Here is a 22,603-nt window from a genome sequence, read left to right as displayed (position 1 = left end):
TACCCCAGGCCAGACGGCCGGTGATCAGTCGCGGTCGATCAGCGACTCGACCGCGGTGATCTGCCGATCAAGCGTGGCGCGGTCCGGGCAGCGCAACGTTGCGTGACCGACTTTGCGTCCGGCCTTGAACGCCTTGCCATAGTGATGCAGGTGGCAGTCCTCGACCGCGATGACCTTCGCCACCGGCGGCACTTCGCCGATGAAGTTGAGCATGGCGCTTTCGCCCAGTTTCGCCGTCGAGCCCAGCGGCAAGCCGGCCACCGCACGCAGGTGATTCTCGAACTGGCTGCACTCGGCGCCTTCGATGGTCCAGTGACCGGAGTTGTGCACGCGCGGCGCGATCTCGTTGGCCTTGAGGCCGCCGTCCACCTCGAAGAACTCGAAGGCCAGCACGCCGACATAATCCAGCTCTGTCAGCACCCGCCCGACGTAATCCTCGGCCAGCGACTGCAGTGGATGATTGCTGCTGGCCACCGACAACCGCAGGATGCCGTCTTCGTGAGTGTTGTGGACCAGCGGATAGAAACAGGTCTCGCCGTCGCGAGCGCGCACGGCGATCAACGACACCTCACCGCTGAACGGCACGAAGCCTTCCAGAATGCACGGCACGCTGCCCAGCTCGGCAAAAGCACTGCTGACGTCGGACTGTTTGCGCAGCACCTTCTGGCCCTTGCCGTCATAGCCCAGGGTGCGCGTCTTGAGCACGGCCGGCAGGCCGATGCTGGCCGCGGCGGCATCGAGATCGGCTTGGGACTGGATATCGGCGAAGGCCGGCGTAGGGATGCCAAGGTCCTTGAACATCGACTTCTCGAACCAGCGATCACGGGCGATACGCAGCGCATCGGCGCTCGGATAGACCGGCACGAACTGCGAGAGGAAGGCCACGGTCTCGGCGGGCACGCTCTCGAACTCGAAGGTCACCAGATCCACTTCATCGGCCAGCTGACGCAGGTGATCCTGATCGCCATAGTCGGCACGCAGGTGCTCGCCGAGCGCCGCGGCGCAGGCGTCCGGCGCCGGATCGAGAAAGGCGAAGTTCATGCCCAGCGGCGTTCCCGCCAGGGCGAGCATGCGGCCGAGCTGGCCGCCACCGATCACGCCGATCTTCATTTATGCGTTCCTCGGATCCGGATTATCGAGCACGGTCTGGGTTTGTTCGTCGCGGAATTTCTTCAACGCAACGTGATATTCAGGGAATTCGTGACCGATGATGCTGGCCGACAATAAAGCGGCGTTGACCGCGCCCGCCTTGCCGATGGCCAGGGTCGCGACCGGCACGCCAGCGGGCATCTGCACGATGGACAGCAGCGAGTCGACACCCGAGAGCATCGATGATTGCACCGGTACGCCCAGTACCGGCAGATGAGTCTTGGCCGCACACATGCCTGGCAGATGCGCCGCGCCGCCGGCACCGGCAATGATCACCCGCAGTCCCCGTTCTTCCGCCTGCTCGGCGTACTGGAACAGCAAATCGGGCGTGCGGTGTGCGGACACCACGGTGACTTCATGCGGAATGCCGAGTTTTTCCAGCATCTCGGCGGTGTGGCTGAGGGTGGACCAATCGGACTTGGAGCCCATGATCACGCCTACCAGTGCGGTCATCGTCGTGCCTCTCGTCGTGCGCTGCGCAGCGCTACAAAAACGACAAGCCACGCATCGGGAGCGTGGCTTGCATGCAGGGCAAACCAGCGAAGGCGCTGGTTCGAAGGCGCGGCATTATACCGGAAAGCCGCGCATGTCGCGCCTGCGGCTTGACAGCCGGACGGCTGCATGAAGGCCGCTCATCTTCGATGCCGTAACGAATGCCACTAAGCGGAACACTGCACGCCTGCCACGACAATGACGAGCCCCGCCCGAACGCTGGCAGGCAAGCCACCCCTCATGATGGCCAGCGCTGCTCCCGGCCAGGCTTGGTATGCTCCTCGCGTACCGTATCGGAGGTGCCGTGTTCTCATTGAAGCGCCAGGGCGATTTTCGCCTGCAATTGAGCCGTACGCTGACCAAGCCGGGGCGTCATCAGGTCGAGCTGTACCTGTTCACCCCCCATGAGACCACCTTTTCCACCCGCGCCCTGACCGAAGAGCAGTTCTTTCACAGCGCCCTGACCCACCGCTTTCGGCTGCTGGGCCTGCCGGCCCAGGACCGGGCCAGCAAGCTGGATACCTCCTATTCGCTGCTGTCGCCGCACTACGAAATCATGCATGGGGCCTCGTTCTTCCAGTTCCAGGCGTCTTTGGATCGCCTGCGCCAGCAGTTGCAGGGCAAGGCGACAGCCGAGCCGCTGGCACGTGCCCTGCGGCTCAGCCAGAACTACGCCCAGCGCCTGCGCAAGGCCGAGCCGAAGCAGAGCAAGCAATCGCGCTACTTTCGCCAGTTGGATATCTATTTTTCCTGGCTTGCGGAACAGTTCCTGCTGGAAAGCATGACCCTGGAAGGCTTCGCGGACCTCGACGAAGAGCTGCAACAGGCGGTGCACGAATTCCTCCATCAAGAACGCCGCTACCGCGCCGAACGTGACTATCTCAGCGACTTCCAGGGGGCACCGACCCGCGTCTGGAACCGTATGAGCCTTTATTTACGGCTGCTGGAATACCCGGTGGTGCTGCGCCAGAAGCTCACCGAGCTGGGCGCCGGTACCCGCAAGCTGGTGAAGGCGGCTTCCACCATGCTGATCATGTCGCTGTTCACATACTTTCTGTTCAACGTGCGCGACGCCAGTCAGAAAATGTCCCTAGCGCTGCTGGTGGGTATCGCGCTGGTTTACGCGGTGCGCGACCTGCTGCGCGACGACCTGATCGACACCGTCACGCGCTGGCTGCGCAAGGGCAAGCCGCGCTGGAAGATCCGTCTGCTAATGCCCTACACCCAGGCGTCCCTGGCCCAGCAGCTGGTCTGGCTCGACTACCGCAAGCTGTCCGAGCTGAGCAAGGCCGTGCGCGAGCATTCCGGCAAGTGGGCCACCAACGAGGAGCGGCAGATCGTCTGCTACCGCTCATGGCTGCACCTGGAAAAGGCGGCGCTGGTACAGGACGAGCTCCAGGAACGCCTTATCCTCGATTGCGAGCCGCTGTGCGCAATGATCCAGGCCAGCCATCAGCAACTGTTCGAGTGGAAGGAAGCAGAGGACCAGCCGGTGGCCATCCAGGCGCACACCATCGAAAAGCAGCACGACTACAACCTGCTGCTGGTGCATCGACAGCCGGGACAGGAAGCTACCGTGGCACAGCGCTGGACGCTGCGCCTGGGTGCCGGGGGCATCGTGCGCTGTGTGAACAAGTCGGTGAACTGGCCCGAGCTACCAAAACGACGCCTATGGCGGCGGGCCTGACCGCACGCTCCAGGCGCTCGCCAATGCCGCATGAATGGTCGCTGACAGAACTGCGACACAAATCTCGTCGCTACCCGCCACCCTCCAGCCGGCGCCACAGCAGCCGCACCGCCGCCTTGCGCACCAGCGCGCAGCGATACAGACGGATTTCCAGCGGCAGGCGCCAGGTTTCGTCGGCGCACTCCACCAATTCGCCGCGCTGCAGTTCGGCGGTGATGCTCAGGCGCGGCACCCAGGCTACGCCGAGGCCTTGCAAGGCCATGCTTTTCAGGCTGTCGGCCATGGCGGTTTCGTACACCGTGGTGTAGCGCAGCCGGCGTTGGCGCAGCAGGCCGTTGACCGAACGGCCGAGAAAAGCGCCGGCACTGTAGGCCAGTAGCGGGACGCTCTGGCCGCTGTTCAGGTCGAATAGCGGGCTGCCCTGCTTATCGACGGCGCAGACCGGCAACATTTCGCTGTTGGCTAAGTGCTGGGAGGGGAAGATGTCCGCATCCAGCTGCAGCGCGGCGTCGGGATCGTGATAAGCCAGCATCAGGTCACAGGCGCCTTCGCGCAGGGCGTGCACCGCTTCGCCCACATTTGTCGCCATCAGGCGGGTGCTGGGGCTCAGGCCCAGTTCACGCAGGCCGGCAATCCATTGTGGAAAAAACCCAAGCGCCAGCGAGTGTGCCGCCGAAACCTGCAGCACCTCGCCCTGCTGGCCTTCCAGGTGATGCAGGTGACGCAGCACCTCGCCGAGCTGTTCGACCAGGCTACGTGCAGTGATCAGAAACAGCTGACCGGCCTCGGTCAACTCGATCGGCGTTCGCGTGCGGTTCACCAGTGTGATGCCGAGGCTATTCTCGAGGCTGCGAATGCGGCGGCTGAACGCCGGCTGGGTCACGAAGCGCCGCTCGGCCGCTTGGGAAAAACTTCGCGTTGCCGCCAGAGTGACAAAGTCTTCTAGCCATTTGGTTTCGATATTCATGCCGACTCCTGGCGGGCCTAGGATGGTCCGATCGTGCGCAGCAATAACGCTCCATGTCGAAACGGCGTCACATTACCGTTATGCCGATCATGCATGACCCAGCGATTAACGGCATTGGCCGGAAACAGGCCTGAAGCCCTATGGTAGCGGCCCTCGCGGCAACTGCCGCTTTCTCTCGGATGAGAATCCTCATGTCCTCCGCTGCATCGTTCCGCCTCGAAAAAGACCTGCTCGGCTCCCTCGAAGTACCCGCTGACGCTTATTACGGGATCCAGACCCTGCGCGCCGTTCATAACTTTCGCCTCTCCGGCGTGCCGCTGGCGCATTACCCGAAACTTGTGGTCGCGCTGGCGATGGTCAAGCAGGCGGCAGCGGATGCCAACCGCGAGTTGGGCCATCTGAGCGACGCCAAGCACCTGGCCATCAGCCAGGCCTGCGCGCAGCTGATTCGTGGTGATTTTCACGACCAGTTCTTGGTGGACATGATCCAGGGCGGCGCCGGCACCTCGACCAACATGAACGCCAACGAGGTGATCGCCAACCTGGCGCTGGAATACATGGGCCATGCCAAGGGCGAGTATCGCCACCTGCACCCGAACAACGACGTGAACATGGCGCAGTCGACCAACGATGCCTACCCCACGGCGATCCGCCTCGGCCTGTTGCTCGGCCACGACACCCTGCTGGCCAGCCTCGACAGCCTGGTCGGAGCCTTCGCCGACAAGGGTGCGGAATTCGCCCACGTGCTCAAGATGGGCCGCACCCAGCTGCAGGACGCGGTGCCGATGACCCTCGGCCAGGAATTCCGCGCCTTCGCCACTACCCTCGGTGAAGACCTTGAGCACCTGCGCCTGATCGCGCCGCAGCTGTTGGTGGAAGTGAACCTCGGCGGCACCGCCATCGGTACCGGCATCAATGCCGATCCGAATTATCAGGCGCTGGCCGTCCAGCGTCTGGCGACCATCAGCGGGCATCCATTGAAGCCCGCTGCCGACCTGATCGAAGCTACCTCTGACATGGGCGCTTTCGTCACCTTCTCTAGCATGCTCAAGCGCCTGGCGGTGAAGCTGTCGAAGATCTGCAACGACCTGCGCCTGCTCTCCAGCGGCCCGCGTACCGGGATCAACGAGATCAACCTGCCGCCGCGCCAGCCGGGCAGCTCGATCATGCCGGGTAAGGTCAACCCGGTGATCCCGGAGGCGGTCAATCAGGTCGCCTTTGAGGTAATCGGCAATGATCTGTCGCTAACCATCGCCGCCGAAGCAGGCCAGCTGCAGCTCAACGTCATGGAGCCGCTGATCGCCTTCAAACTGTTCGATTCGATCCGCCTGCTGCAGCGCGCCATGGACATGCTGCGCGAGCATTGCATCGTCGGCATCACGGCGAACGAGGATCGCTGCCGCGAGCTGATGGAGAACTCCATCGGCCTGATCACCGCGCTGAACCCCTACATCGGCTACGAGAATGCCACCCGCATCGCCGGCCAGGCGCTGCTCAGCGGTCGCGGCGTGCTGGAGCTGGTGCGCGAGGAACAACTGCTGGACGACGCCACCCTGGACGACATCCTGCGCCCGGAAAATATGATTGCGCCGCGGCTGGTGCCGCTAAAGGGCTGACGGCATACCGCCTACGTGCTGCTTGCGCCACGGCTTCCGCGAGCGGGTATGCCGGATCGGATGAAGGCTATAACGCCCGCGCTGACTCAAAGCGCGGGCTTTTTTTGCTCTGCCCATAGCGGCAGAGATGATCATGCACCAACCACAGCCAGAACCGTGATACGGCACAAATCACCGCTTACAGGCCTTGCGTAGAATCCGCCGATTCTTCGGAGGCCCCATGCGCAAACTACTCGCCGTTACCATGTTGCTCAGCTCTTTCGTTGCCGCGCCGCTCGCTCAAGCGGAGCTTCCGCAGGGCTACGAAGTAGTGTTGCAAACCGAGAACTTCCCGCCTTTCAACATGGCCGACGACGGCAAAAACTTCGCGCGCGAGCAGAACATCCAAGGCATCAGCGCGACCACCGTTCGGGAAATGTTCAAGCGCGCCGGCATCGTCTACTCGATGACGCTGCGCTTTCCTTGGGATCGCATCTATCAGTCGACGCTCGATCTGCCCGACCACGGCCTGTTCTCCACGTCCATGACCGATGAGCGCCGACCACTATTCAAATGGGTCGGCCCCATAGCCCAGTACGAAAGCGTGCTGCTTTCGGCGCCGGGTACGGACCTCAAGCTGACCAGCCTCGAGCAGGCCAGAGGCTATCGGATTGGAGCGTACAAGAGCAGCGCCGTCAGCCAGCGCGTCGAAGCCCAGGGCCTGGCGCCGATCAATGCGCTGCGCGATCAGGAAAATCTACAAAAACTGCTCAGTGGCACGATTGATCTCTGGGCCACCTCGGACCCGGTCTGGCGCCACTACGCCAGGCAGGAAGGCGTGAGCGATTTCAACACCGTGCTGGTGTTCAACTCCGCCCCGCTGTACCTGGCCCTGAACAAGGACACGCCCGATGAAGTCGTCACGCGCCTGCAGAAGGCGCTGGATGAGATGAAGACCGAAGGCTACGGCAGCTGCGTCAAACATCCCGAGCTCTGCTGAACCTCCCACTACGCCAATCGAGCGCAAGGCGCTATTGGCGCCTGACCTCAACCGCGGCCCCAGCCAAGGCGAACGCGAGCCCGCCGCTACTCGATCTCGAACAAGCCATCACGCATGGACGCCGATGCCAGCCGCTCACGGATTTCCGGGTCGATGCGCGGATCGTCCAGGTCGTAGAGCATGACCTGGCGATAGGCGTTGACCCGGTTGATCTCGCTGCCCAGGTATTCCCACACCACGCGCGTGCATAACGGGGTTCGTCGATCGCCACTGGAGACGCCGGTCTTGAGTCCGTTCAGACGTTTGATGCGGCTCTTGAAGCTGGGGATAAGAATGGTCTGGCTCATCTCGTTGCTCGTCAGCGACTCGTAGTCGATGAGGAACAGGCGATCCTGCAGATAGAACGCCGCGCCCAGATAACGGCAACGCACTACCCAATCCTCGGCCTTGGGATTGTCAGCGCGCGACTGTTCCTGACGCTCCTGCCGTTCGAAAACGAAGCTGCCGCGATCCTCGCGCAGGTGCACCAGCGACAGCAGGATCTTCCCCGGCACTGACATGCAGTTGGCGTACTCGAAGTAATACCCGCAGTAGCGTGAAAGGCTGCTGGCGTTGTCGCGTAGCGGCTGAAACAGCTCGAGCAGCGGGTCGCTGGCGGCGATGCGTTCGTGATCATGGCTGCGCATGCCGATCAGCTGGGCGAACTGGTCGCTGGGCAGGGCCAGTTCATAGCCTTCGACGCCGAAAAAATCACAGATGCGTTTGAGGTTGTGCGCGGTCGGGCGGCTCTGGCCGTTCAGGTATTTGTTGAACTGGGCGCGGTTGATGGACAGCTTCCGGCACACCTCGGCGATCGAGCGGTAGTGACTGCAAAGCAGTTTGAGGTTGGCGCCGAGGTGGTCGTGCATGATCTGTTCCGGTGATGCGAGCGGCGCAATACTAGCATCAACTCGCGCCAACTCGCCGCGACCTGCGTAATTGTGTGACCAATGCGTCTGGCCAACCATTCCGCCCCTGCGTTCCTTATTTCCAAAACAACAAGAGATCACTACGCCATGCTCGATATTCTCAACGACCTCATCTGGAGCAAGCTCCTGATCGTCATGCTGGTCGGCCTGGGTCTGTATTTCACGATCCGCTCCGGCTTCGTCCAATTCCGCTACTTCGGCAGCATGTTCCGTATCTTCGGCGAGGCCTTCAAGCGCAAGCCCGGCCAGCTCAGTTCGTTCCAAGCGCTGATGCTCAGCGTCGCCGGTCGTGTCGGCGCGGGCAACATCGCCGGCGTCGCGGTCGCCATCATGCTCGGCGGGCCGGGTGCGGTGTTCTGGATGTGGATGGTGGCGCTGGTCGGCATGGCCACCAGTTACTTCGAATGCTCGCTGGCGCAACTCTACAAGCGCCGCCAGGCGGACGGCAGCTACCGTGGCGGCCCGGCGTTCTACATGCTGCACGGGCTGCGCCAGCGCTGGATGGCGGTACTGTTCTCGGTGTTGCTGCTGGTTACCTTTGGCTTCGGTTTCAACGCACTGCAGTCCTACACCGTGGCCAGCTCGATGTACGACACCTTTGGCGTGCCTACCTATATCAGCGGCGTGGCGCTGGCAGTCATCATGGCGATGATCATTTTCGGCGGCATCCGCCGTATCGCCAGCATCGCAGACGTTCTCGTGCCGATCATGGCCTTCACCTATATCGGCATGGCGCTGGTGGTGATCGGCCTGAACGCCGAAATGGTGCCCGAAGCACTGACGCTCATCGTGCGCAGCGCATTCGGTCTCGAACCGGCATTCGCCGGAGGCATCGGCGCGGCGATCATCATGGGCGTCAAGCGGGGGTTGTTCTCCAACGAGGCCGGCCTGGGCAGCGCACCGAACGTCGCGGCAGTGGCCGAAGTGAAGCACCCGGCGACGCAAGGCATCGTGCAGTCGCTCAGCGTGTTCATCGACACCCTGCTGGTGTGCACCAGCACGGCGCTGATCATCCTGCTGTCGGGCGTTTACAGCCCCGAGACCGCAGACGTCGCGGGCGTGGTCATGACGCAAACGGCGTTGGCTGCGGTCGTTGGCGAGTGGGGCCGGGTATTCATCAGCATTGCGTTGCTGCTCTTCGTGTTCACCACCCTGATCTACAACTACTACCTAGGCGAGAACGCACTGGGCTTCTTCAGCGACAAGCGTGCCCTGATCCAGGGCTACCGTGCGCTGGTGATTGCCCTGGTGCTCTGGGGTTCGCTGCAGGATCTGGGCACCGTGTTCGCCTTCGCCGACCTGACCATGGGCCTGCTGGCGATCGTCAACCTGATCGCCGTGGCACTGCTGTTCAAGACCGGCCTGCGCCTGATGCACGACTACGATGCGCAGGTACGCGCCGGCATCGAGCAGCCGGTGTTCAATGCGAAGGATTACGCTGACTTGGACATCGACCACAGCGCCTGGCCGGCCACACCCGCGCCAACCAGCGAAGCGCCCGTAGCCGGAACCGTGCTGCAGCGTTGAGCGGGTAGCGCAGCGATGCGCGGCGATGCGCGGCTGGTCAGAAGATCGACCAGCCGATCCGTTCGGTGAGCTTTTCCAGCGCTGCCATGCCAGCCAGTGAGTTGCCGGCGGCGTTCAGCTCGGGTGACCAGACGCAGACGCTGAAGCGCCCCGGCACCACCGCAACGATGCCGCCGCCTACTCCGCTCTTGCCCGGCAGGCCGACCCGATAGGCGAAATTGCCCGCTTCGTCGTAAAGACCGCTGGTCGCCATGATCGAATTGACCTGCTTGGCCTGACGCGCACTGAGCACCTGCTCGTCGCTGTGCAGGCAGTGCCCCTCACGTGCCAGAAACGCGAAGGCGCGCGCCAGGTCCACGCAGCTCATACGCAGCGCGCAATGGTGGAAGTAACTGTGCAGCACCGTCTCGACATCGTTGTGAAAATTGCCGAACGCCTGCATCAGGTACGCCATGGCCGCATTACGGGCACGGTACTGGTATTCGGAAGCGGCGACCTTGGCATCGGAGACGATCAACGGATTACCACAAAGCCGCCGGGCGAAATCGCGCAACGAAAGCGTCGGCGCGGCGAAGCGCGACTGATTGATATCGCAGATCACCAGCGCGCCGGCGTTGATGAAGGGATTTCGCGGCCGGCCAGCCTCGAACTCCAGCTGCACCAGCGAATTGAACGGTTGCCCGGAGGGCTCGTAACCCAGGCGCGACCAGATACCCTCACCGGAATGCTGGATCGCCTGGACCAGACTGAATACTTTGGAGATGCTCTGGATCGAGAACGGGGTTTGCGCATCGCCCGCCTGCCAGGTCTTGCCGCTTACACCGTAGACGGCGATACCCAATTGCCCGCGGTCGACCTCCGCCAGCGCCGGAATGTAGTTGGCCACCGCGCCCCGGCCCAGCAGGGGACGCACTTCATCGAGAATTTCTTCGAGCAGGCTTTGCATGAATCACCGCAGCAGATTGAGAGAGCGCTGGCCCAAGCCAGCAAAACCTTGAGACAGTCCAGGTCGGACAGTTCCGTCCGAAAGTACAGAGGCGATCACGCCAGATGAGCCAACCGGCAGGAAATTCACCGTGACCAGACCTGAAAAACGCCTGTTGGTTCTTTATACCGGCGGGACCATCGGCATGCAGATGAGCGACCAAGGGCTGACGCCCTCAAGCGGTTTCGAAGCACGTTTGCGCGACCGGCAAGCCACGGACGCCCAAGTTTGGCCAGATTGGTATTTCCGCGAGTTGCTGCCGCCCATCGACAGCGCGTCCATGACCCAGCACAACTGGCTGGTGATGGCCGCCACCATTGCCGAGGAAGTGGACGCCGGCCGCTGCGACGGCGTACTGCTGCTGCACGGCACCGACACGCTTGCCTACAGCGCCGCCGCCCTGAGCTTTCTGCTGCTCGGCTTGCCCGTGCCAGTGGTGCTGACAGGCTCGATGCTGCCAGCCGGCACACCGGACAGCGACGCCTGGGCGAACCTGTTCGGCGCGATACAGGCGCTGCGCGACGGCATCCGGCCCGGTGTGCAGGTCTATTTTCACGGCAAGCTGATGCACGGCGCGCGACTCACCAAGCTGAGCGCCACCGAGTTCGATGCCTTCGCCGTACTGCCACGCCCGCGCATGGATCAAGGCGCATCGGGTGTCGAATCGGCGCTGGATTACCGTCAGCCGCGCCAGCCGGTCAACCTGGCCGTGCTGCCGCTGTATCCGGGCATCCAGGCCGCGCAGGTGCGCGCGGTACTCGCAAGTGACGTGCAGGGCCTAGTGCTCGAATGCTACGGCAGCGGCACGGGGCCTTCGGATGATGAGGAGCTGCTGACCGCATTGAAGGAAGCCCATGCGCGTGGCGTGGTGCTCGCGGCGATCAGCCAGTGCCCGCAGGGTCACGTCGAGTTCGGCATCTACGCGGCCGGCAGCAAGCTGGCCGCCAGCGGTCTGGTTTCCGGCGGCGGGATGACTCGCGAAGCAGCGCTGGGCAAGCTGTTTGCGTTGCTCGGCGCCGGGCTGTCGCAAGCGGAGGTCGAACACTGGTTCGCGCTCGATCTCTGCGGCGAGCGCGCCGACTAGAGTCTGTTACCGCTCCGTCGCGGCGCGACGGAGCCGGCCTTCCGGCTGGCGGGAGGGTTTAAAGAGCCCGTAGGGCCGAACTTGTTCGGCTTTCACAATCTGCGGCCGAATGAATTCGGCCCTACGGACTGGAGCGATCCACTTACCAGCCGGCGCAGCTCGTCGAGGTCCAGCGGCTTGCCCAGCCATCCCTGGCAATCGATACCACCCGCCTCTTCAATGGCCGCACTGAGCACGATAACCGGCAATTCCCGTGTGGCTGGGGCCTTGCGCAGCAGCATCAGCAGCTCATCTCCCGTCAGTTCGGGAAGATTTAGGTCCAGCAACAGCAGGTCTGGTGGATCGCTCAGCACCTGCTCCAACGCCGTCCGACCATTGCTAACTACGCTGACCTCACCGAGGTCTTCCAGCGCCTTGCGCACCAACAGTTGGCTGGCCGGATCGTCTTCGACATAGACGATCCGCGGCCGCTCATGAGTCGGCAAACTTGGCGGCGGCTCGATGATCGGCAGTGCAATCCAGAACAGGCTACCGGTACCCAACTCGCTCTTCACACCGATGCTGCCGCCCATCAACTTGGCGTATTCCAGGCACAGGGACAGCCCGATACCGGCGCCCTGAATGTTCGAGTTCTCGCGGCCCAGGCGCTGGAACGGCTCGAACATCCGCGCCTGCAGCGCCTCGTCAATTCCGAGACCCGTATCTTCGACCAACAGGCGCACCTGGCCAGCCACCGTTTCGATGCTGAGCAGAATCTGCCCGGACGGCCTGTTGTATTTGATCGCGTTGGACAGCAGGTTGAGCACTACCTGACGCAGACGCCGCGGTTCGGCCAGCACCTCGATGGGCCCCGCCGGCAGATCGAACGCCAACTGCAAACCGTGGCGCTTGACGTCGAGCGCCACTAGCTCGGCGCATTCGCGCATCAGTGCGGTGACCTCGACCCGTTCGAGCGCCAGTCGCGGGCGCTCGGCCTGAAGGCTCGACCAATCGAGAATGTCGCCGAGCAGCTGGTTCAGATGGCGGCTGGCCAGCAGGATTTCATCGAGGTAGTCGGCCGCCTCCGGACTGGTTTCGGGCGAGCAGTCCATGCGCATCAGCTGCGCGAAGCCGAGGATCGCGTTCAGCGGCGTACGCAGTTCGTGGCTGATGCTGGAAATCAGATGGGTCTTGGCTTCGTTGGCCGCCTGGGCCTGCTGCGTAGCGTGGCGCAGATCTTCCTCGACGCGCTTGAGCGCATCGATGTCGACATGGGTGCCGGCCAGCAGCGTGGCTTCACCGGTCTGCGGGTCGCGCTCGAGCACCCTGCCGCGACTCAACAACCAGTGATACTCGCCGAGCGCGTCGGCAAGGCGGAACTCACATTCGTAGTGCAGTGCGTGCCCCATGAGCATGCGCGCCATCTCGGCACGCACGCGGGGCACGTCGCGCGGATGGATGCGTTGCAGAAACTGCGCTTGGCTGAGCTGCGACGAAGGGAGCCCGAAGCGGGCCGGCAGACGCCCGCGAACGTGCAGCGTGCCGTTGCGCGTATCGCTTTCCCAGAGGCTCTCGGTCGCGCTTTCGAGCACCAATTCGAGGCGTTCCTGCGCCTGCGAGCGCTGCGCCTCGCTGAGCTCCAGCTGACCACCGATGGCATGGGTATGCTGCGCCAGATCGTCGAGTTCGCGAATGTCGGAGGCGACCGGCTGCGAACGCCACTGACGTTGCCCGATCTGCCCCATCATCTGCGAAATGCTGGCGATAGGCGCTAGCAGCGACTGGCTGAGTTGCCGCGCACGCAGCCACATGTAGGCGAAAAACAGCAGGTAGAACAGCAGCAGGCCAGCGATCAACAGATAGCCGATCTGCCGATAGTGACTGGCGAGCGTATTGGTCTGGCTGAACACCTCGGCCTCGTCCACCACCGTCAGCAGGTGCCAGCCGGTCTGCTCCACCGTCCCCCAGGCCACCAGCTGCTGCTGGCCATCGAGGCTCACACGCTGCACGCCATCGGGCTGTGCCGCGATGGCATGTGCCAACTGCCGGGTTTCGGGGCGGCGCCCGAGGTGGAAATCTTCAGGCTTGAATATTTCCCGGCGAATCGCTTCCTCGTAGGAATGTTCGGTCAGCTCATCGAGGCCAAACTGGTGCTCGCCGGCTTCGGGCAGCGCCATGATGTTGAGGTCGCGGCTGATCAACATCGCATAACCGCCCCAAGGCACCCGCAAGCCGGCGATCTGCTGCAGGATGCCGTTGACGGTGATATCGATGCCGGTGACCCCTTCCAGATAATCGTCGCGGTACACCGGCGCGATGGCCGACATCATCCAGCCGTGCCCGGCCGGGTCCAGATATACATCCGTCCAGACCACCCGACGCGCCGGGTTATGCCAGGAGCCGGCCAGGTAATAAAAGTTGTAGCTGGGGATATCCATGTCCGGCGGATACTGCTCCGCCGTGTTGAACCAAGGGTAGATGTGGTTGTAGCTGTCCCAGCTATTGAAATAGAGGCTGGCGATCAGTGGGTTGCCGGCGTGCAGCTCTTTCATCAGCGGATCGAGGCGGCGCAGGCGCGCCACTTTCTCCAGATCCTGCTGCTCGGGCGCGGTGGCCGCGGAATAGAAGCTTGCCGCGCCGCCGTCGTCGTGCGGGCTGTAGCGCACCCCTCGGGCGTCGAGCCGCAGCGACGGCAGCGGTTCAGTGCTTTCGTCTTCCAACGCCCGAGCGGTGAAGTTGCGGAACAGGGTGGTGGCACTCGCCACCTGCTGCAGCTGCTGGCTGATGATCCGTGCCTCGCGGGCAACCGCGGTCTGCAGTTCAGCGAGCGCGGTTTCGCGCAGATGTTCTGTCTGCGCGTCCCGGATCGCATTGTTGGTCAGCAAGTAGGCGGCGATCAGCACCACTTCGACCAGTACTAGCGGAATCAACGCACTCCTGACGAAGGCGCGCCAGATCCATTGACGTATCCCGATGGGCGTTTTCAATGACACGACACGGCTCCAGCGTTCCCCTCAAGCGCCTGGCTGGTCATGGTGGTCGCCTTCAAGTAAAGGGTTAGCACTAACAGCCCGGACACGGCTTGCGCCGATGGCTACGATTCAGCGATTCGCCAGTTCGATGAGCGCGGCACGCCACGTCACAGCGCGCGGCAACGCCAGAAAGGATGGATTGAGATAGCTCTCCCGCGCTTCGTAAGTCAGCGTCGCGCCCGTGACATCCAGCACCTCTCCGCCCGCGCCCTCGAGCACACCCTGAGCAGCGGCGGTGTCCCACTGCGAGGTCGGTGCCAGGCGCGGATAACAATCCGCAGCGCCTTCGGCCAGCAGGCACAGCTTCAGCGAGCTGCCGACATTGGCCAGCACCAGCTCCCCGAAGCGCTGGCGCAACCCGTCAAGCAAATGCTCCTGCGCCGGGCTCGAATGACGGCGGCTGGCGACCACCGTGAAACTCTCGGCCGGCTCGTGGCGCACCTGCAACGGCTGCGCCGCGCCGTCGGCTTCAGCGCGCCAGGCACCGTACTCGGCACCGCCGTAATAACAGCGGCCATTGGCCGGAATGCCCACCACGCCGAACAGCACCTCCCCCTGTTCTATCAGCGCCACGTTGACGGTGAACTCCTCGTTGCCGGCGATGAATTCCTTGGTGCCGTCCAGTGGATCGACCAACCACCAGCGCGTCCAACCCGCCCGTTCGGCCAGGCTCAAGTTGCAATCCTCTTCCGAAAGCACCGGGATGTCGGGATCCAATGCGCGCAGGCCGTCGGCCAGCAGATGATGAGCGGCCATGTCGGCCGCGGTAACCGGCGAGGCATCAGCCTTTTCATGGACCTGCACGCCGCTGCGCCAATGCGGCAGGATGGCTTGGCCCGCGGCGCGTACCAGATCGATAACCGGTGCTAGATACGGATGGCTCATTGGTCGAACTCCCCACGCTGGCTCAAAAGATCACGCGCCAGATACAGCGCCGCCAACGCACGGCCTTCACTGAATTGCGGATTCTGGATCAGGCTCGACAGCTCACGCAGGTCGATCCGATCGACGCGCATCGGCTCCGGTTCGTCGCCTGGCAGTTGTTCGGGATAGAGATCGCGGGCCAGCACCACCTGGATTTTTTGGCTCATGTAACCGGGCGAGAGCGAGAGCTCGGTCAGCCATTCGAGCGTGCGCGCTCCAAAGCCGGCTTCCTCCTTGAGTTCGCGGTTGGCGGCGTCCAGCACATCTTCACCCGGCTCGATCAGCCCCTTGGGCAGAGACAGCTCATAGGTGTCGGTGCCACCGCAGTACTCTTCGACCAACAGCGCCTTGCCGTCGTCTTCCAGCGCGACGATCATCACCGCACCATAACCGGCGCCCTTGCCGACCAGTCGTTCGTAGGTGCGCTCGACGCCGTTGGAAAACCGCAACTGCAGCTCCTCGACACGGAACAGACGGCTGGTAGCGACGATCTCACGGGCAAGCACTGTAGGTTTCTGGCGCATGGGAGGATCCTTTGAAACGCGAACCGCAATCATAACAGGCAGTGTGGAAACTACTGCGCTCGGTTATGCGGCCTGTAACCCGGCTTTCCGTGCCGACCACTTTGCATCGAACCGACCGCTGTCGCACCATTGCGCCAATTGCCGAAAAGAGCCCGCCATGATCGCTTCGCTGCCCTGGTCTGAAATCGACACCGTCCTGCTGGACATGGACGGTACCCTGCTGGATTTGCACTTCGATAACCACTTCTGGCTCGAATTCCTGCCCCAACGTTACGCCCAGCTGCACGGCATTAGTCAGGCCATGGCCGAACTGGAACTGGCGCCGTTGTTCAATGAGCACGAGGGCAAGCTCACCTGGTACTGCCTGGACTTCTGGACCCGCGAGCTGAACCTGCCGATACGCGAAATGAAGCGCGAGATCGCCGACTTGATCGCCCTGCGTCCGGCCGCGGACGAATTTCTCGCGGCCCTGCGCGATGCCGGCAAGCGGGTGGTGCTAATCACCAATGCGCACCGCGACTCCCTGTCGCTGAAGCTCGAACGCATCGAGCTGGCGCCCTGGTTCGACCGGCTGATCAGCTCCCACGACTATGGCTTTCCCAAGGAGCAGGCCCAGTTCTGGGATGCGCTGAAAGCGGATCTGGATTTCGATCCAGCCACTTCGCTGTTCATCGACGACAGCCTGCCGGTATTGCGCAGCGCCCGCGACTACGGCGTCGCTCATCTGCTGGCCATCCGTGAGCCGGACAGCCGGCGCGGGCAGAAAGACACCGAAGAATTCACCGCCGTCGATGACTATCTGGAGCTGATTCGCAGCCTGCAGGGTTATGCGGACTGAACGCGTGCGCGCCGCCGGCCTTTTCTTCCACGGCGCGTGTCAGGGAGATGCCGAGGACGGCGGCGCCTTCGGTAACTATGCTGTGGGTGCCAGACCACGCCGCCTACCTGTAATGAAAGATGCCGAATGGCCCGCCGCACATCCGATGGGAGACCCATGCCAATAGATCCTGGAGCCTGGCCGGCCGGTAACAGCGAAATGAGCAGGCGCATCCGCAACCACGACTGGAGCGCAACGCCGCTGGGCCCGATCGATAACTGGCCGGCCTCGCTGCGCGTTCTGCTCGACACCTTGCTCGAAGCGCCATTGCCCATGTGCGTGCTCTGGGGTGACAGCGACGTGCAGCTATACAACGACGCGCATGCGGCGCTGATTGGCGGTTGCCATCCGGCCGCGCTCGGAGCGCCGGTCGCTTCAACCTGGGCTGAAATATGGCCAGCACTGATCGACACGTGCAACGGCGGCGACCGCAGCCAGGCGTGCCTGCTGCGCAACTACCGGTTGCCGGAAGGAGTCGCGCAACGTGGCGTCTGGGTCGATCTGGCCCTCAGCCCTGTCCGCGATGGGCGGCAAGTTGCCGGTCGTCTGCTTTGCCTGCGCCACAGCGAGGAGGAAACGCTGCGCCGCAGCGAAGCGGAAATCATGACGATCACCGACGCGTTGCCGGTGCTCATCGGCTACGTCGACCAGGACGAGCGCTATCGCTACAACAACCGCCACTACCAGAACTGGTTCGGCCAATCGCCCGAGTGGCTGTACGGCAAGCGCTTGATCGAAGTCGTCGGCGAACGCGCCTACAACGAGCGGCGCGAGCAGATCAGTGCCGCGCTGGCCGGCGAACCGGTGGTCTTCGAGGCTTACATGCCACACCAGGACGGCAGGCCACGCCAGGCGCTGATGCATTACCTGCCACGCCGCGATGCCGAAGGGCAGGTGCAGGGCTTCTTCGTCCTCTGCCAGGACGTTACCGAGCGCTGGCAGGCGGAACAGGCGCTACGCGAGCTCAACGAAACCCTGGAAAGCCGCGTGCAGGAGCGCACCGCTGCACTGGCCGAAGTCTACGAGCGGCTGCTCAAGGAAATGGCCAGCCGCGAACAGGCACAGGAAGCCCTGCGCCAGGCGCAGAAGATGGAAGCGGTCGGCCAGCTCACCGGCGGCATCGCCCACGACTTCAACAACATGCTCACCGGCATCATCGGCGGGCTGGACCTGATCCAGCGTTACAACCAGACTGGCCGTCACGCCGAAACCCAGCGCTTCATCGATGCCGCGGTCACCTCGGCCAACCGCGCCGCGGCCCTCACTCATCGCCTGCTCGCGTTTGCCCGGCGTCAACCGCTGAACCTCAAGCGCGTCGACCTGAATGCAATGGTCGAATCGATGCGCGACCTGATGGTGCGCACCCTGGGCGGTCATATTCTGGTCGATGCACAGTTGCAACCGGACCTGTGGGCCGCCAACAGCGACGAGAACCAACTGGAGAGCGCCCTGCTCAATCTGGTCATCAACGCCCGCGATGCGATGCCCGACGGAGGCAGCCTGTATATCGCCACCGCTAACGTGCAGTTGTCGAGCCAATCGGAAGTGGGTGAACTGGCTCCGGGCCGCTACGTCACCCTCAGCGTGATCGACAGCGGCTGCGGCATGACGCCCAAGGTGTTGGCCGCCGCGTTCGAACCGTTCTTCACCACCAAACCGATCGGCCAAGGCACCGGCCTCGGGCTGTCGATGATCTACGGCTTCGCCCGTCAGGCCGGCGGTCACGTGCAGATCCGCAGCGAGCCCGGTAATGGCACCGAGGTCACGCTGTATCTTCCCGCGCACCACGCGCTGCCGATGCCAACGACGATCAGCAGCCCGAAGGAGCAGCCACCGCAGGCGCTGCAAGGCGAAACCGTGCTGGTGGTCGAAGATGATCCGGCCGTGCGTCAACTGGTGCTGGATGTGTTGGGCATGCTCGGCTACCGCGCGCTGGAGGCCGCTGAGGCCAACGCCGCCATTGAATTTCTGGAAAGCGGCGAACGCATCGATTTGCTGGTTTCGGACGTCGGTCTGCCGGGAATGAATGGCCGGCAATTGGCAGACATCGCCCGCCAGCATCGCCCCGGCCTGAGCGTACTATTCATGACCGGCTATGCCGAGCAGGCGGCCAGCAGCGGCTTTCTCGAAGCGGGCATGGACATGATCAGCAAGCCGTTCCAGATCGACCATCTGGCAGCACGGGTTCGCGGCATGCTGGCATACGGCGGATAGCGGTCATCATGCCTCGGGCGCAGCACGCATTGAAAATCCGCCCGAGGCCCTTCACAGTCGACCGGTCGGCACACACCTGCAGTCAATATCGAGCCTGCCATGAGCACTCCACGCCACCTCAACATCGCCTCGGATAGCAACACGCCAACCGAGGCCAGCCAGCGCTATTACTTTCAGGCGCTCGGAGAGACCCAGCGCGAACCTGTGGATCTGGCCGAAGAGTGTGCCCTGGCGATCGCCTATAACGGCATCAGCCAGGCGGTGATGATGGTCTCGCCGGCCGACCTCGAGGATTTCGTGGTGGGCTTCAGCCTTGGCAGCGGTATCGTCGAGGATGTCAGCGAGATCTACGACATTCATATCAGCGGCGCCGGCAGCGGTCGCCAGGCCGATGTCGAGATCGCCAGTCGCGCCTTCTGGAAACTCAAGGAGCAGCGCAGACAGCTGCCCGGCAACGCCAGTTGCGGATTATGCGGCGTCGAAGCCCTGGAGCAGGCGCTGCCACACCTACCGGTGATGCCGGTCGCGCCCCTGCCGCCGGCCCATTGGCTGCATGACTTGCGTCAGCGCATCGCCGAATTTCAGCCATTGGCTCAGACCTGCGGCGCGGTGCACGCCGCTCTGTTCATCGACGCGCAGGGCGAAATCCGCCTGGGTCGCGAAGACATCGGCCGGCACAACGCGCTGGACAAGCTGATCGGCGCATTGAGCCGCATGAAACAGAACGTCTCCGGGGGTGTTGCCGTGGTCACTAGCCGCTGTAGCCTCGAGCTGATTCATAAGGTGCAGCGTGCGGGCATCCCCACGCTGGTCAGCTTTTCCTCGCCAACCGGCCTGGCGGCACAATGGGCGCAGCGCCACAACCTTAACCTCATCCACATTCCACATCGCAGCCCACCGCGGGTATTCAGCCCACTCCAGGCAAACGCCCAGACATAGCCGTTCGCGCGCATGGGGCGATCCATCGCTCCTTCTGAGAAGCTGCTGCATGACGCAGGCACAGAAAAAGCGCCTGGAGGCGCTGCCGAAGCGATTTATGACCGTTTCGCTTGTTGGGAGTTCCGCCTACAAAATCAAATACTTATAAAAATAGACAAGCATCACACCTTTCATCGGTGACTGCTTGCGGAGGGCGGGGCTGGGACGTGAGGATCGCGACGCCATTCATTGAGAGGTTCACCATGAAGTATTCCTCGATTCTGCTCTTGTCCGCGAGCCTGCTTAGCAGCGCGGCCTATGCGGGTAGCAACACCGAAGCCGCTGTTGGTGGCGCCCTGGGTGGAGCGCTGGGTTCGGTGGTCGGCGAGCACCTCGGTGGCTCGACAGGCGCCGCTATCGGCGCTGGCGTGGGCGGCGCGGCAGGCGGCATGGTCGGTGCTGACAAACGCAGCCGTACCGAAGCGGCCATAGGCGGTGGCCTGGGTGCCGCAGGTGGCAATGTCATCGGTCAACGCGTCGGTGGCAGCACGGGCGGACTCATCGGTGCGGCCGTTGGTGGTGGTGCTGGCGGTGCGGTCGGCAATGCCTACGGCGATGATGATGACGACTATCGAAGTGATCGCCGCTACCGTGACGACCGCCGATATCGTAGCCATCCGGGTAAAGCCAAAGGGCATTACAAGCACAAACATAAACACAAGCATCACGACTAATCGCATCAGTCGGAAGTTGTATCGTCGAAGTTATTCGACCCCAGTACAGCGATCCGAGGCCGAACAGGCTCGGCCCTACAGTAACCGCAGAGATTGCCGTAGGGCCAAATTATTCGGCCACCACCAACAGCGCTTCCAGTGCCTGGCGCAAGCCATTCGGGATTGGCGTCGGCCGATTGCTGGCGCGGTCCACGAATACATGGACGAAGCGCCCTGCCGCACAGGCCGGTGCCTCCCCTGCCTTGAAGATCGCCAACTCATACTGCACCGAACTGTTGCCGAGCTTGCTGACCCGCAAGCCAACTTCCAGAGCATCGGGAAAAGCAATGGATGCAAAGTAATCACAGGATGAGCTGACCACGAAACCCACTACCTCGCCTTCGTGGATGTCCAACCCGCCTCGCTCGATCAGGTAAGCGTTCACCGCGCTGTCGAAATAGCTGTAGTAAACGACGTTATTTACGTGACCGTAGATATCGTTGTCGTGCCAGCGCGTGGTGATCGGCTGGAAGTGGTGGTAGTCGTCGCGCAGGTGCTGCGGTTGTTCGGCCATTCGGCATTCCTTGAAGGCAAGTCGACGCGGCGCGGTAAGCGCGGTGCGCCATTAAGATCAGTAGGCGGCTCGGTAGATAGCCAGCGCATCGGCTTCGGTGATTTCGCGCGGGTTGTTCACCAGCAATCGCTGCTGGAGCATCGCCTCCTTCGCCAGTTGCGGCAGCATGTCTTCCGGCACGCCAGCGTCGCGCAGACGGGTCGGCAGACCCATGCGCCCACTCAGCTCACCGAGCTCCTCGATCAGTTGCTCGGCGAAGGTTGCCGGATCATCGCTGCGCAGCCGTTCACCCAGCACGATGGGCGCCAGCTCGCCGTAATGGGTAGTCGCCGCGTTGACGTTGAAGCGCAGCACGTGCGGTAGCACCAGCGCGTTGGACAGACCGTGGGGAATATGGAAGTTGCCGCCCAGGGGATAGGCCAGCGCATGCACCGCCGCCACCGGCGCGTTGGCGAAGGCCTGGCCGGCGAGGCAGGCGCCGAGCAGCATCGCCTGGCGCGCCTCGCGGTTGCTGCCGTTATGCACCGCCTCGTGCAGGTTGGCCGAAAGCAGACGCAGCGCCTCGCGGGCCAACAGGTCGGACAGCGGATTTTTCTTCAGCGCGCTGGTGTAGGCCTCGATGGCGTGCACCATGGCGTCGATGCCAGTGGCGGCGGTCACCGCTGGCGGCAGGCCGAGGGTGAGATCGGCGTCGAGCAGTGCCAGATCAGGCAGCAGCAACGGCGAAACCACGCCCATCTTGGTGGTTTCGCCGGTGGTGACGATGGCGATCTGCGTCACCTCTGAACCGGTGCCGGCGGTGGTCGGCACCTGGATCAGCGGCAGCCGCTGCCCCCTGGCGTTACCCACACCGTAGATGTCCGCCAGCGATTGCGCGCAATCCGGGTGCGCTAGCAACGCCACCAGTTTGGCTACGTCCATCGAGCTGCCGCCGCCAAAGCCGATCACCAGATCCGCCTTCGCCGACTTCGCCTGCTCCACAGCCGCCAGCACGATATTTTCCGGTGGGTCGGCCAGCACCTGGTCGTAGACGGCGACCTGCAAGCTTTCATTCTCGAAGCCTGGCAACACCTCGCCGAGCAGACCGAAACGGGTGATGCCCGGATCGGTCACCACCAGCACCGAGCGCGCCCCGCGCTCCTTGCAAAGGCCGGCCAGGCGCCGTGAAGAGCCGGGTTCGCAGATCAACTGAGCGGTTGTGGCAAAACTGAACGGATGCATCGGTGCCTCCTGATTTTTATGGTTCGGCTTCGGCGGGGACTTTAAAAGCACCCTCACCCCTGCCCTCTCCCGGAGGGCGAGGGGGTATTTCCGTGCAACGGCGAACACTGTGCGCGAATCTCACTCGGTCCAGCTCCCTCTCCCCTCCGGGGAGATGGTTGGGGTGAGGGGGG

The 22,603-nt window shown here is 63.2% G+C and carries 19 protein-coding genes; 9 read left to right on the top strand and 10 right to left on the bottom strand.

The annotated features are described in order from the left end of the window. Positions 1-24 precede the first annotated feature (24 nt). Positions 25-1,110: a 5-(carboxyamino)imidazole ribonucleotide synthase gene (locus E0D86_RS17290; RefSeq protein WP_131651287.1), complete on the bottom strand. Its 1,086-nt coding sequence runs from the start codon at positions 1,108-1,110 to the stop codon at positions 25-27. Continuing rightward, complete coding sequence (gene purE, locus E0D86_RS17285; RefSeq protein WP_131651286.1) at positions 1,111-1,602, bottom strand: 5-(carboxyamino)imidazole ribonucleotide mutase; 492 nt, start codon at positions 1,600-1,602, stop codon at positions 1,111-1,113. A 343-nt stretch (positions 1,603-1,945) separates the two neighbouring features. Between purE and E0D86_RS17280 the strand changes: the two genes are divergently transcribed. Continuing rightward, entirely contained in the window at positions 1,946-3,328 is a 1,383-nt protein-coding gene (locus E0D86_RS17280) for a hypothetical protein (RefSeq protein ID WP_131651285.1), read from the top strand. Between the two features lie 70 nt (positions 3,329-3,398). On the opposite strand, the gene E0D86_RS17275 is transcribed toward E0D86_RS17280, so the two are convergent. Further along, on the bottom strand, positions 3,399-4,295 hold the full coding sequence (locus E0D86_RS17275; protein WP_131651284.1) for a LysR substrate-binding domain-containing protein: 897 nt from the start codon (positions 4,293-4,295) through the stop codon (positions 3,399-3,401). A 191-nt stretch (positions 4,296-4,486) separates the two neighbouring features. Here E0D86_RS17275 and E0D86_RS17270 point away from each other — a divergent pair, with 191 nt between their 5' ends. Together E0D86_RS17270 and E0D86_RS17265 are read left to right on the top strand one after the other, a co-directional pair. Next, entirely contained in the window at positions 4,487-5,911 is a 1,425-nt protein-coding gene (locus E0D86_RS17270; protein WP_131651283.1) for an aspartate ammonia-lyase, read from the top strand. A gap of 220 nt (positions 5,912-6,131) precedes the next feature. Then, complete coding sequence (locus E0D86_RS17265; protein ID WP_131651282.1) at positions 6,132-6,890, top strand: ABC transporter substrate-binding protein; 759 nt, start codon at positions 6,132-6,134, stop codon at positions 6,888-6,890. A gap of 86 nt (positions 6,891-6,976) precedes the next feature. Here the strand turns inward: E0D86_RS17265 and E0D86_RS17260 are convergent, their stop codons facing one another. Then, complete coding sequence (locus tag E0D86_RS17260; RefSeq protein WP_131651281.1) at positions 6,977-7,798, bottom strand: helix-turn-helix transcriptional regulator; 822 nt, start codon at positions 7,796-7,798, stop codon at positions 6,977-6,979. Between the two features lie 147 nt (positions 7,799-7,945). On the opposite strand from E0D86_RS17260, the gene E0D86_RS17255 reads away from it, so the two are divergent. Continuing rightward, positions 7,946-9,385, top strand: a complete 1,440-nt coding sequence (locus E0D86_RS17255) for a sodium:alanine symporter family protein (protein WP_131651280.1) — start codon at positions 7,946-7,948, stop codon at positions 9,383-9,385. 37 nt (positions 9,386-9,422) lie between these two features. Here E0D86_RS17255 and glsB read toward each other — a convergent pair whose 3' ends face one another. After that, positions 9,423-10,331 carry a glutaminase B gene (gene glsB, locus E0D86_RS17250; RefSeq protein ID WP_131651279.1) on the bottom strand — a complete coding sequence of 303 codons (909 nt, stop codon included), beginning with the start codon at positions 10,329-10,331 and terminating at the stop codon, positions 9,423-9,425. A gap of 130 nt (positions 10,332-10,461) precedes the next feature. On the opposite strand from glsB, the gene E0D86_RS17245 reads away from it, so the two are divergent. Further along, entirely contained in the window at positions 10,462-11,454 is a 993-nt protein-coding gene (locus E0D86_RS17245) for an asparaginase (RefSeq protein ID WP_131651278.1), read from the top strand. 92 nt (positions 11,455-11,546) lie between these two features. Here the strand turns inward: E0D86_RS17245 and E0D86_RS17240 are convergent, their stop codons facing one another. The 3 genes from E0D86_RS17240 to nudE form a co-directional block, all read right to left on the bottom strand. Further along, positions 11,547-14,426: a hybrid sensor histidine kinase/response regulator gene (locus E0D86_RS17240; RefSeq protein ID WP_177493065.1), complete on the bottom strand. Its 2,880-nt coding sequence runs from the start codon at positions 14,424-14,426 to the stop codon at positions 11,547-11,549. 108 nt (positions 14,427-14,534) lie between these two features. Next, complete coding sequence (gene cysQ, locus E0D86_RS17235; RefSeq protein WP_131651277.1) at positions 14,535-15,350, bottom strand: 3'(2'),5'-bisphosphate nucleotidase CysQ; 816 nt, start codon at positions 15,348-15,350, stop codon at positions 14,535-14,537. After that, positions 15,347-15,913 (bottom strand): ADP compounds hydrolase NudE, encoded by a 567-nt coding sequence (nudE, locus tag E0D86_RS17230; protein WP_131651276.1) that lies wholly within the window; start codon positions 15,911-15,913, stop codon positions 15,347-15,349. The genes cysQ and nudE overlap by 4 nt, the downstream gene beginning before the upstream one ends. 157 nt (positions 15,914-16,070) lie before the next feature. Between nudE and yrfG the strand changes: the two genes are divergently transcribed. The 4 genes from yrfG (at position 16,071) to E0D86_RS17210 (ending at position 20,656) form a co-directional block, all read left to right on the top strand. Further along, positions 16,071-16,751: a GMP/IMP nucleotidase gene (gene yrfG, locus E0D86_RS17225; RefSeq protein WP_131651275.1), complete on the top strand. Its 681-nt coding sequence runs from the start codon at positions 16,071-16,073 to the stop codon at positions 16,749-16,751. A gap of 156 nt (positions 16,752-16,907) precedes the next feature. Next, entirely contained in the window at positions 16,908-19,004 is a 2,097-nt protein-coding gene (locus E0D86_RS17220) for a PAS domain-containing sensor histidine kinase (protein ID WP_131651274.1), read from the top strand. A gap of 99 nt (positions 19,005-19,103) precedes the next feature. Then, the gene (gene fdhD / locus E0D86_RS17215) at positions 19,104-19,943 is read left to right on the top strand and encodes a formate dehydrogenase accessory sulfurtransferase FdhD (protein WP_131651273.1); all 840 of its coding nucleotides are present in this window, start codon (positions 19,104-19,106) and stop codon (positions 19,941-19,943) included. A gap of 242 nt (positions 19,944-20,185) precedes the next feature. Then, positions 20,186-20,656, top strand: a complete 471-nt coding sequence (locus tag E0D86_RS17210; RefSeq protein WP_131651272.1) for a glycine zipper domain-containing protein — start codon at positions 20,186-20,188, stop codon at positions 20,654-20,656. 109 nt (positions 20,657-20,765) lie between these two features. Here the strand turns inward: E0D86_RS17210 and E0D86_RS17205 are convergent, their stop codons facing one another. After that, positions 20,766-21,209 (bottom strand): thioesterase family protein, encoded by a 444-nt coding sequence (locus tag E0D86_RS17205; RefSeq protein ID WP_131651271.1) that lies wholly within the window; start codon positions 21,207-21,209, stop codon positions 20,766-20,768. A gap of 57 nt (positions 21,210-21,266) precedes the next feature. After that, entirely contained in the window at positions 21,267-22,430 is a 1,164-nt protein-coding gene (locus tag E0D86_RS17200) for an iron-containing alcohol dehydrogenase (protein ID WP_131651270.1), read from the bottom strand. Between the last annotated feature and the right edge of the window lie 173 nt (positions 22,431-22,603).

This window comes from Pseudomonas sp. IC_126 (assembly GCF_004331835.1).
GTDB lineage: Bacteria > Pseudomonadota > Gammaproteobacteria > Pseudomonadales > Pseudomonadaceae > Stutzerimonas.
The sequence above is the reverse complement of the archived record's forward strand: the minus strand, read 5'-3'. Positions and strand labels throughout refer to the sequence as shown.

What these genes read in the sequence shown, in the direction of transcription:
- E0D86_RS17255 (WP_131651280.1), top strand. Translation starts at nt 7,946, where the DNA reads ATGCTCGATATTCTCAACGACCTCATCTGGAGCAAGCTCCTGATCGTC.
- E0D86_RS17275 (WP_131651284.1), bottom strand. Translation starts at nt 4,295, where the DNA reads ATGAATATCGAAACCAAATGGCTAGAAGACTTTGTCACTCTGGCGGCA.
- cysQ (WP_131651277.1), bottom strand. Translation starts at nt 15,350, where the DNA reads ATGAGCCATCCGTATCTAGCACCGGTTATCGATCTGGTACGCGCCGCG.
- E0D86_RS17265 (WP_131651282.1), top strand. Translation starts at nt 6,132, where the DNA reads ATGCGCAAACTACTCGCCGTTACCATGTTGCTCAGCTCTTTCGTTGCC.
- yrfG (WP_131651275.1), top strand. Translation starts at nt 16,071, where the DNA reads ATGATCGCTTCGCTGCCCTGGTCTGAAATCGACACCGTCCTGCTGGAC.
- E0D86_RS17200 (WP_131651270.1), bottom strand. Translation starts at nt 22,430, where the DNA reads ATGCATCCGTTCAGTTTTGCCACAACCGCTCAGTTGATCTGCGAACCC.
- glsB (WP_131651279.1), bottom strand. Translation starts at nt 10,331, where the DNA reads ATGCAAAGCCTGCTCGAAGAAATTCTCGATGAAGTGCGTCCCCTGCTG.
- E0D86_RS17220 (WP_131651274.1), top strand. Translation starts at nt 16,908, where the DNA reads ATGCCAATAGATCCTGGAGCCTGGCCGGCCGGTAACAGCGAAATGAGC.
- E0D86_RS17205 (WP_131651271.1), bottom strand. Translation starts at nt 21,209, where the DNA reads ATGGCCGAACAACCGCAGCACCTGCGCGACGACTACCACCACTTCCAG.
- E0D86_RS17260 (WP_131651281.1), bottom strand. Translation starts at nt 7,798, where the DNA reads ATGCACGACCACCTCGGCGCCAACCTCAAACTGCTTTGCAGTCACTAC.
- nudE (WP_131651276.1), bottom strand. Translation starts at nt 15,913, where the DNA reads ATGCGCCAGAAACCTACAGTGCTTGCCCGTGAGATCGTCGCTACCAGC.
- E0D86_RS17270 (WP_131651283.1), top strand. Translation starts at nt 4,487, where the DNA reads ATGTCCTCCGCTGCATCGTTCCGCCTCGAAAAAGACCTGCTCGGCTCC.
- purE (WP_131651286.1), bottom strand. Translation starts at nt 1,602, where the DNA reads ATGACCGCACTGGTAGGCGTGATCATGGGCTCCAAGTCCGATTGGTCC.
- fdhD (WP_131651273.1), top strand. Translation starts at nt 19,104, where the DNA reads ATGAGCACTCCACGCCACCTCAACATCGCCTCGGATAGCAACACGCCA.
- E0D86_RS17210 (WP_131651272.1), top strand. Translation starts at nt 20,186, where the DNA reads ATGAAGTATTCCTCGATTCTGCTCTTGTCCGCGAGCCTGCTTAGCAGC.
- E0D86_RS17290 (WP_131651287.1), bottom strand. Translation starts at nt 1,110, where the DNA reads ATGAAGATCGGCGTGATCGGTGGCGGCCAGCTCGGCCGCATGCTCGCC.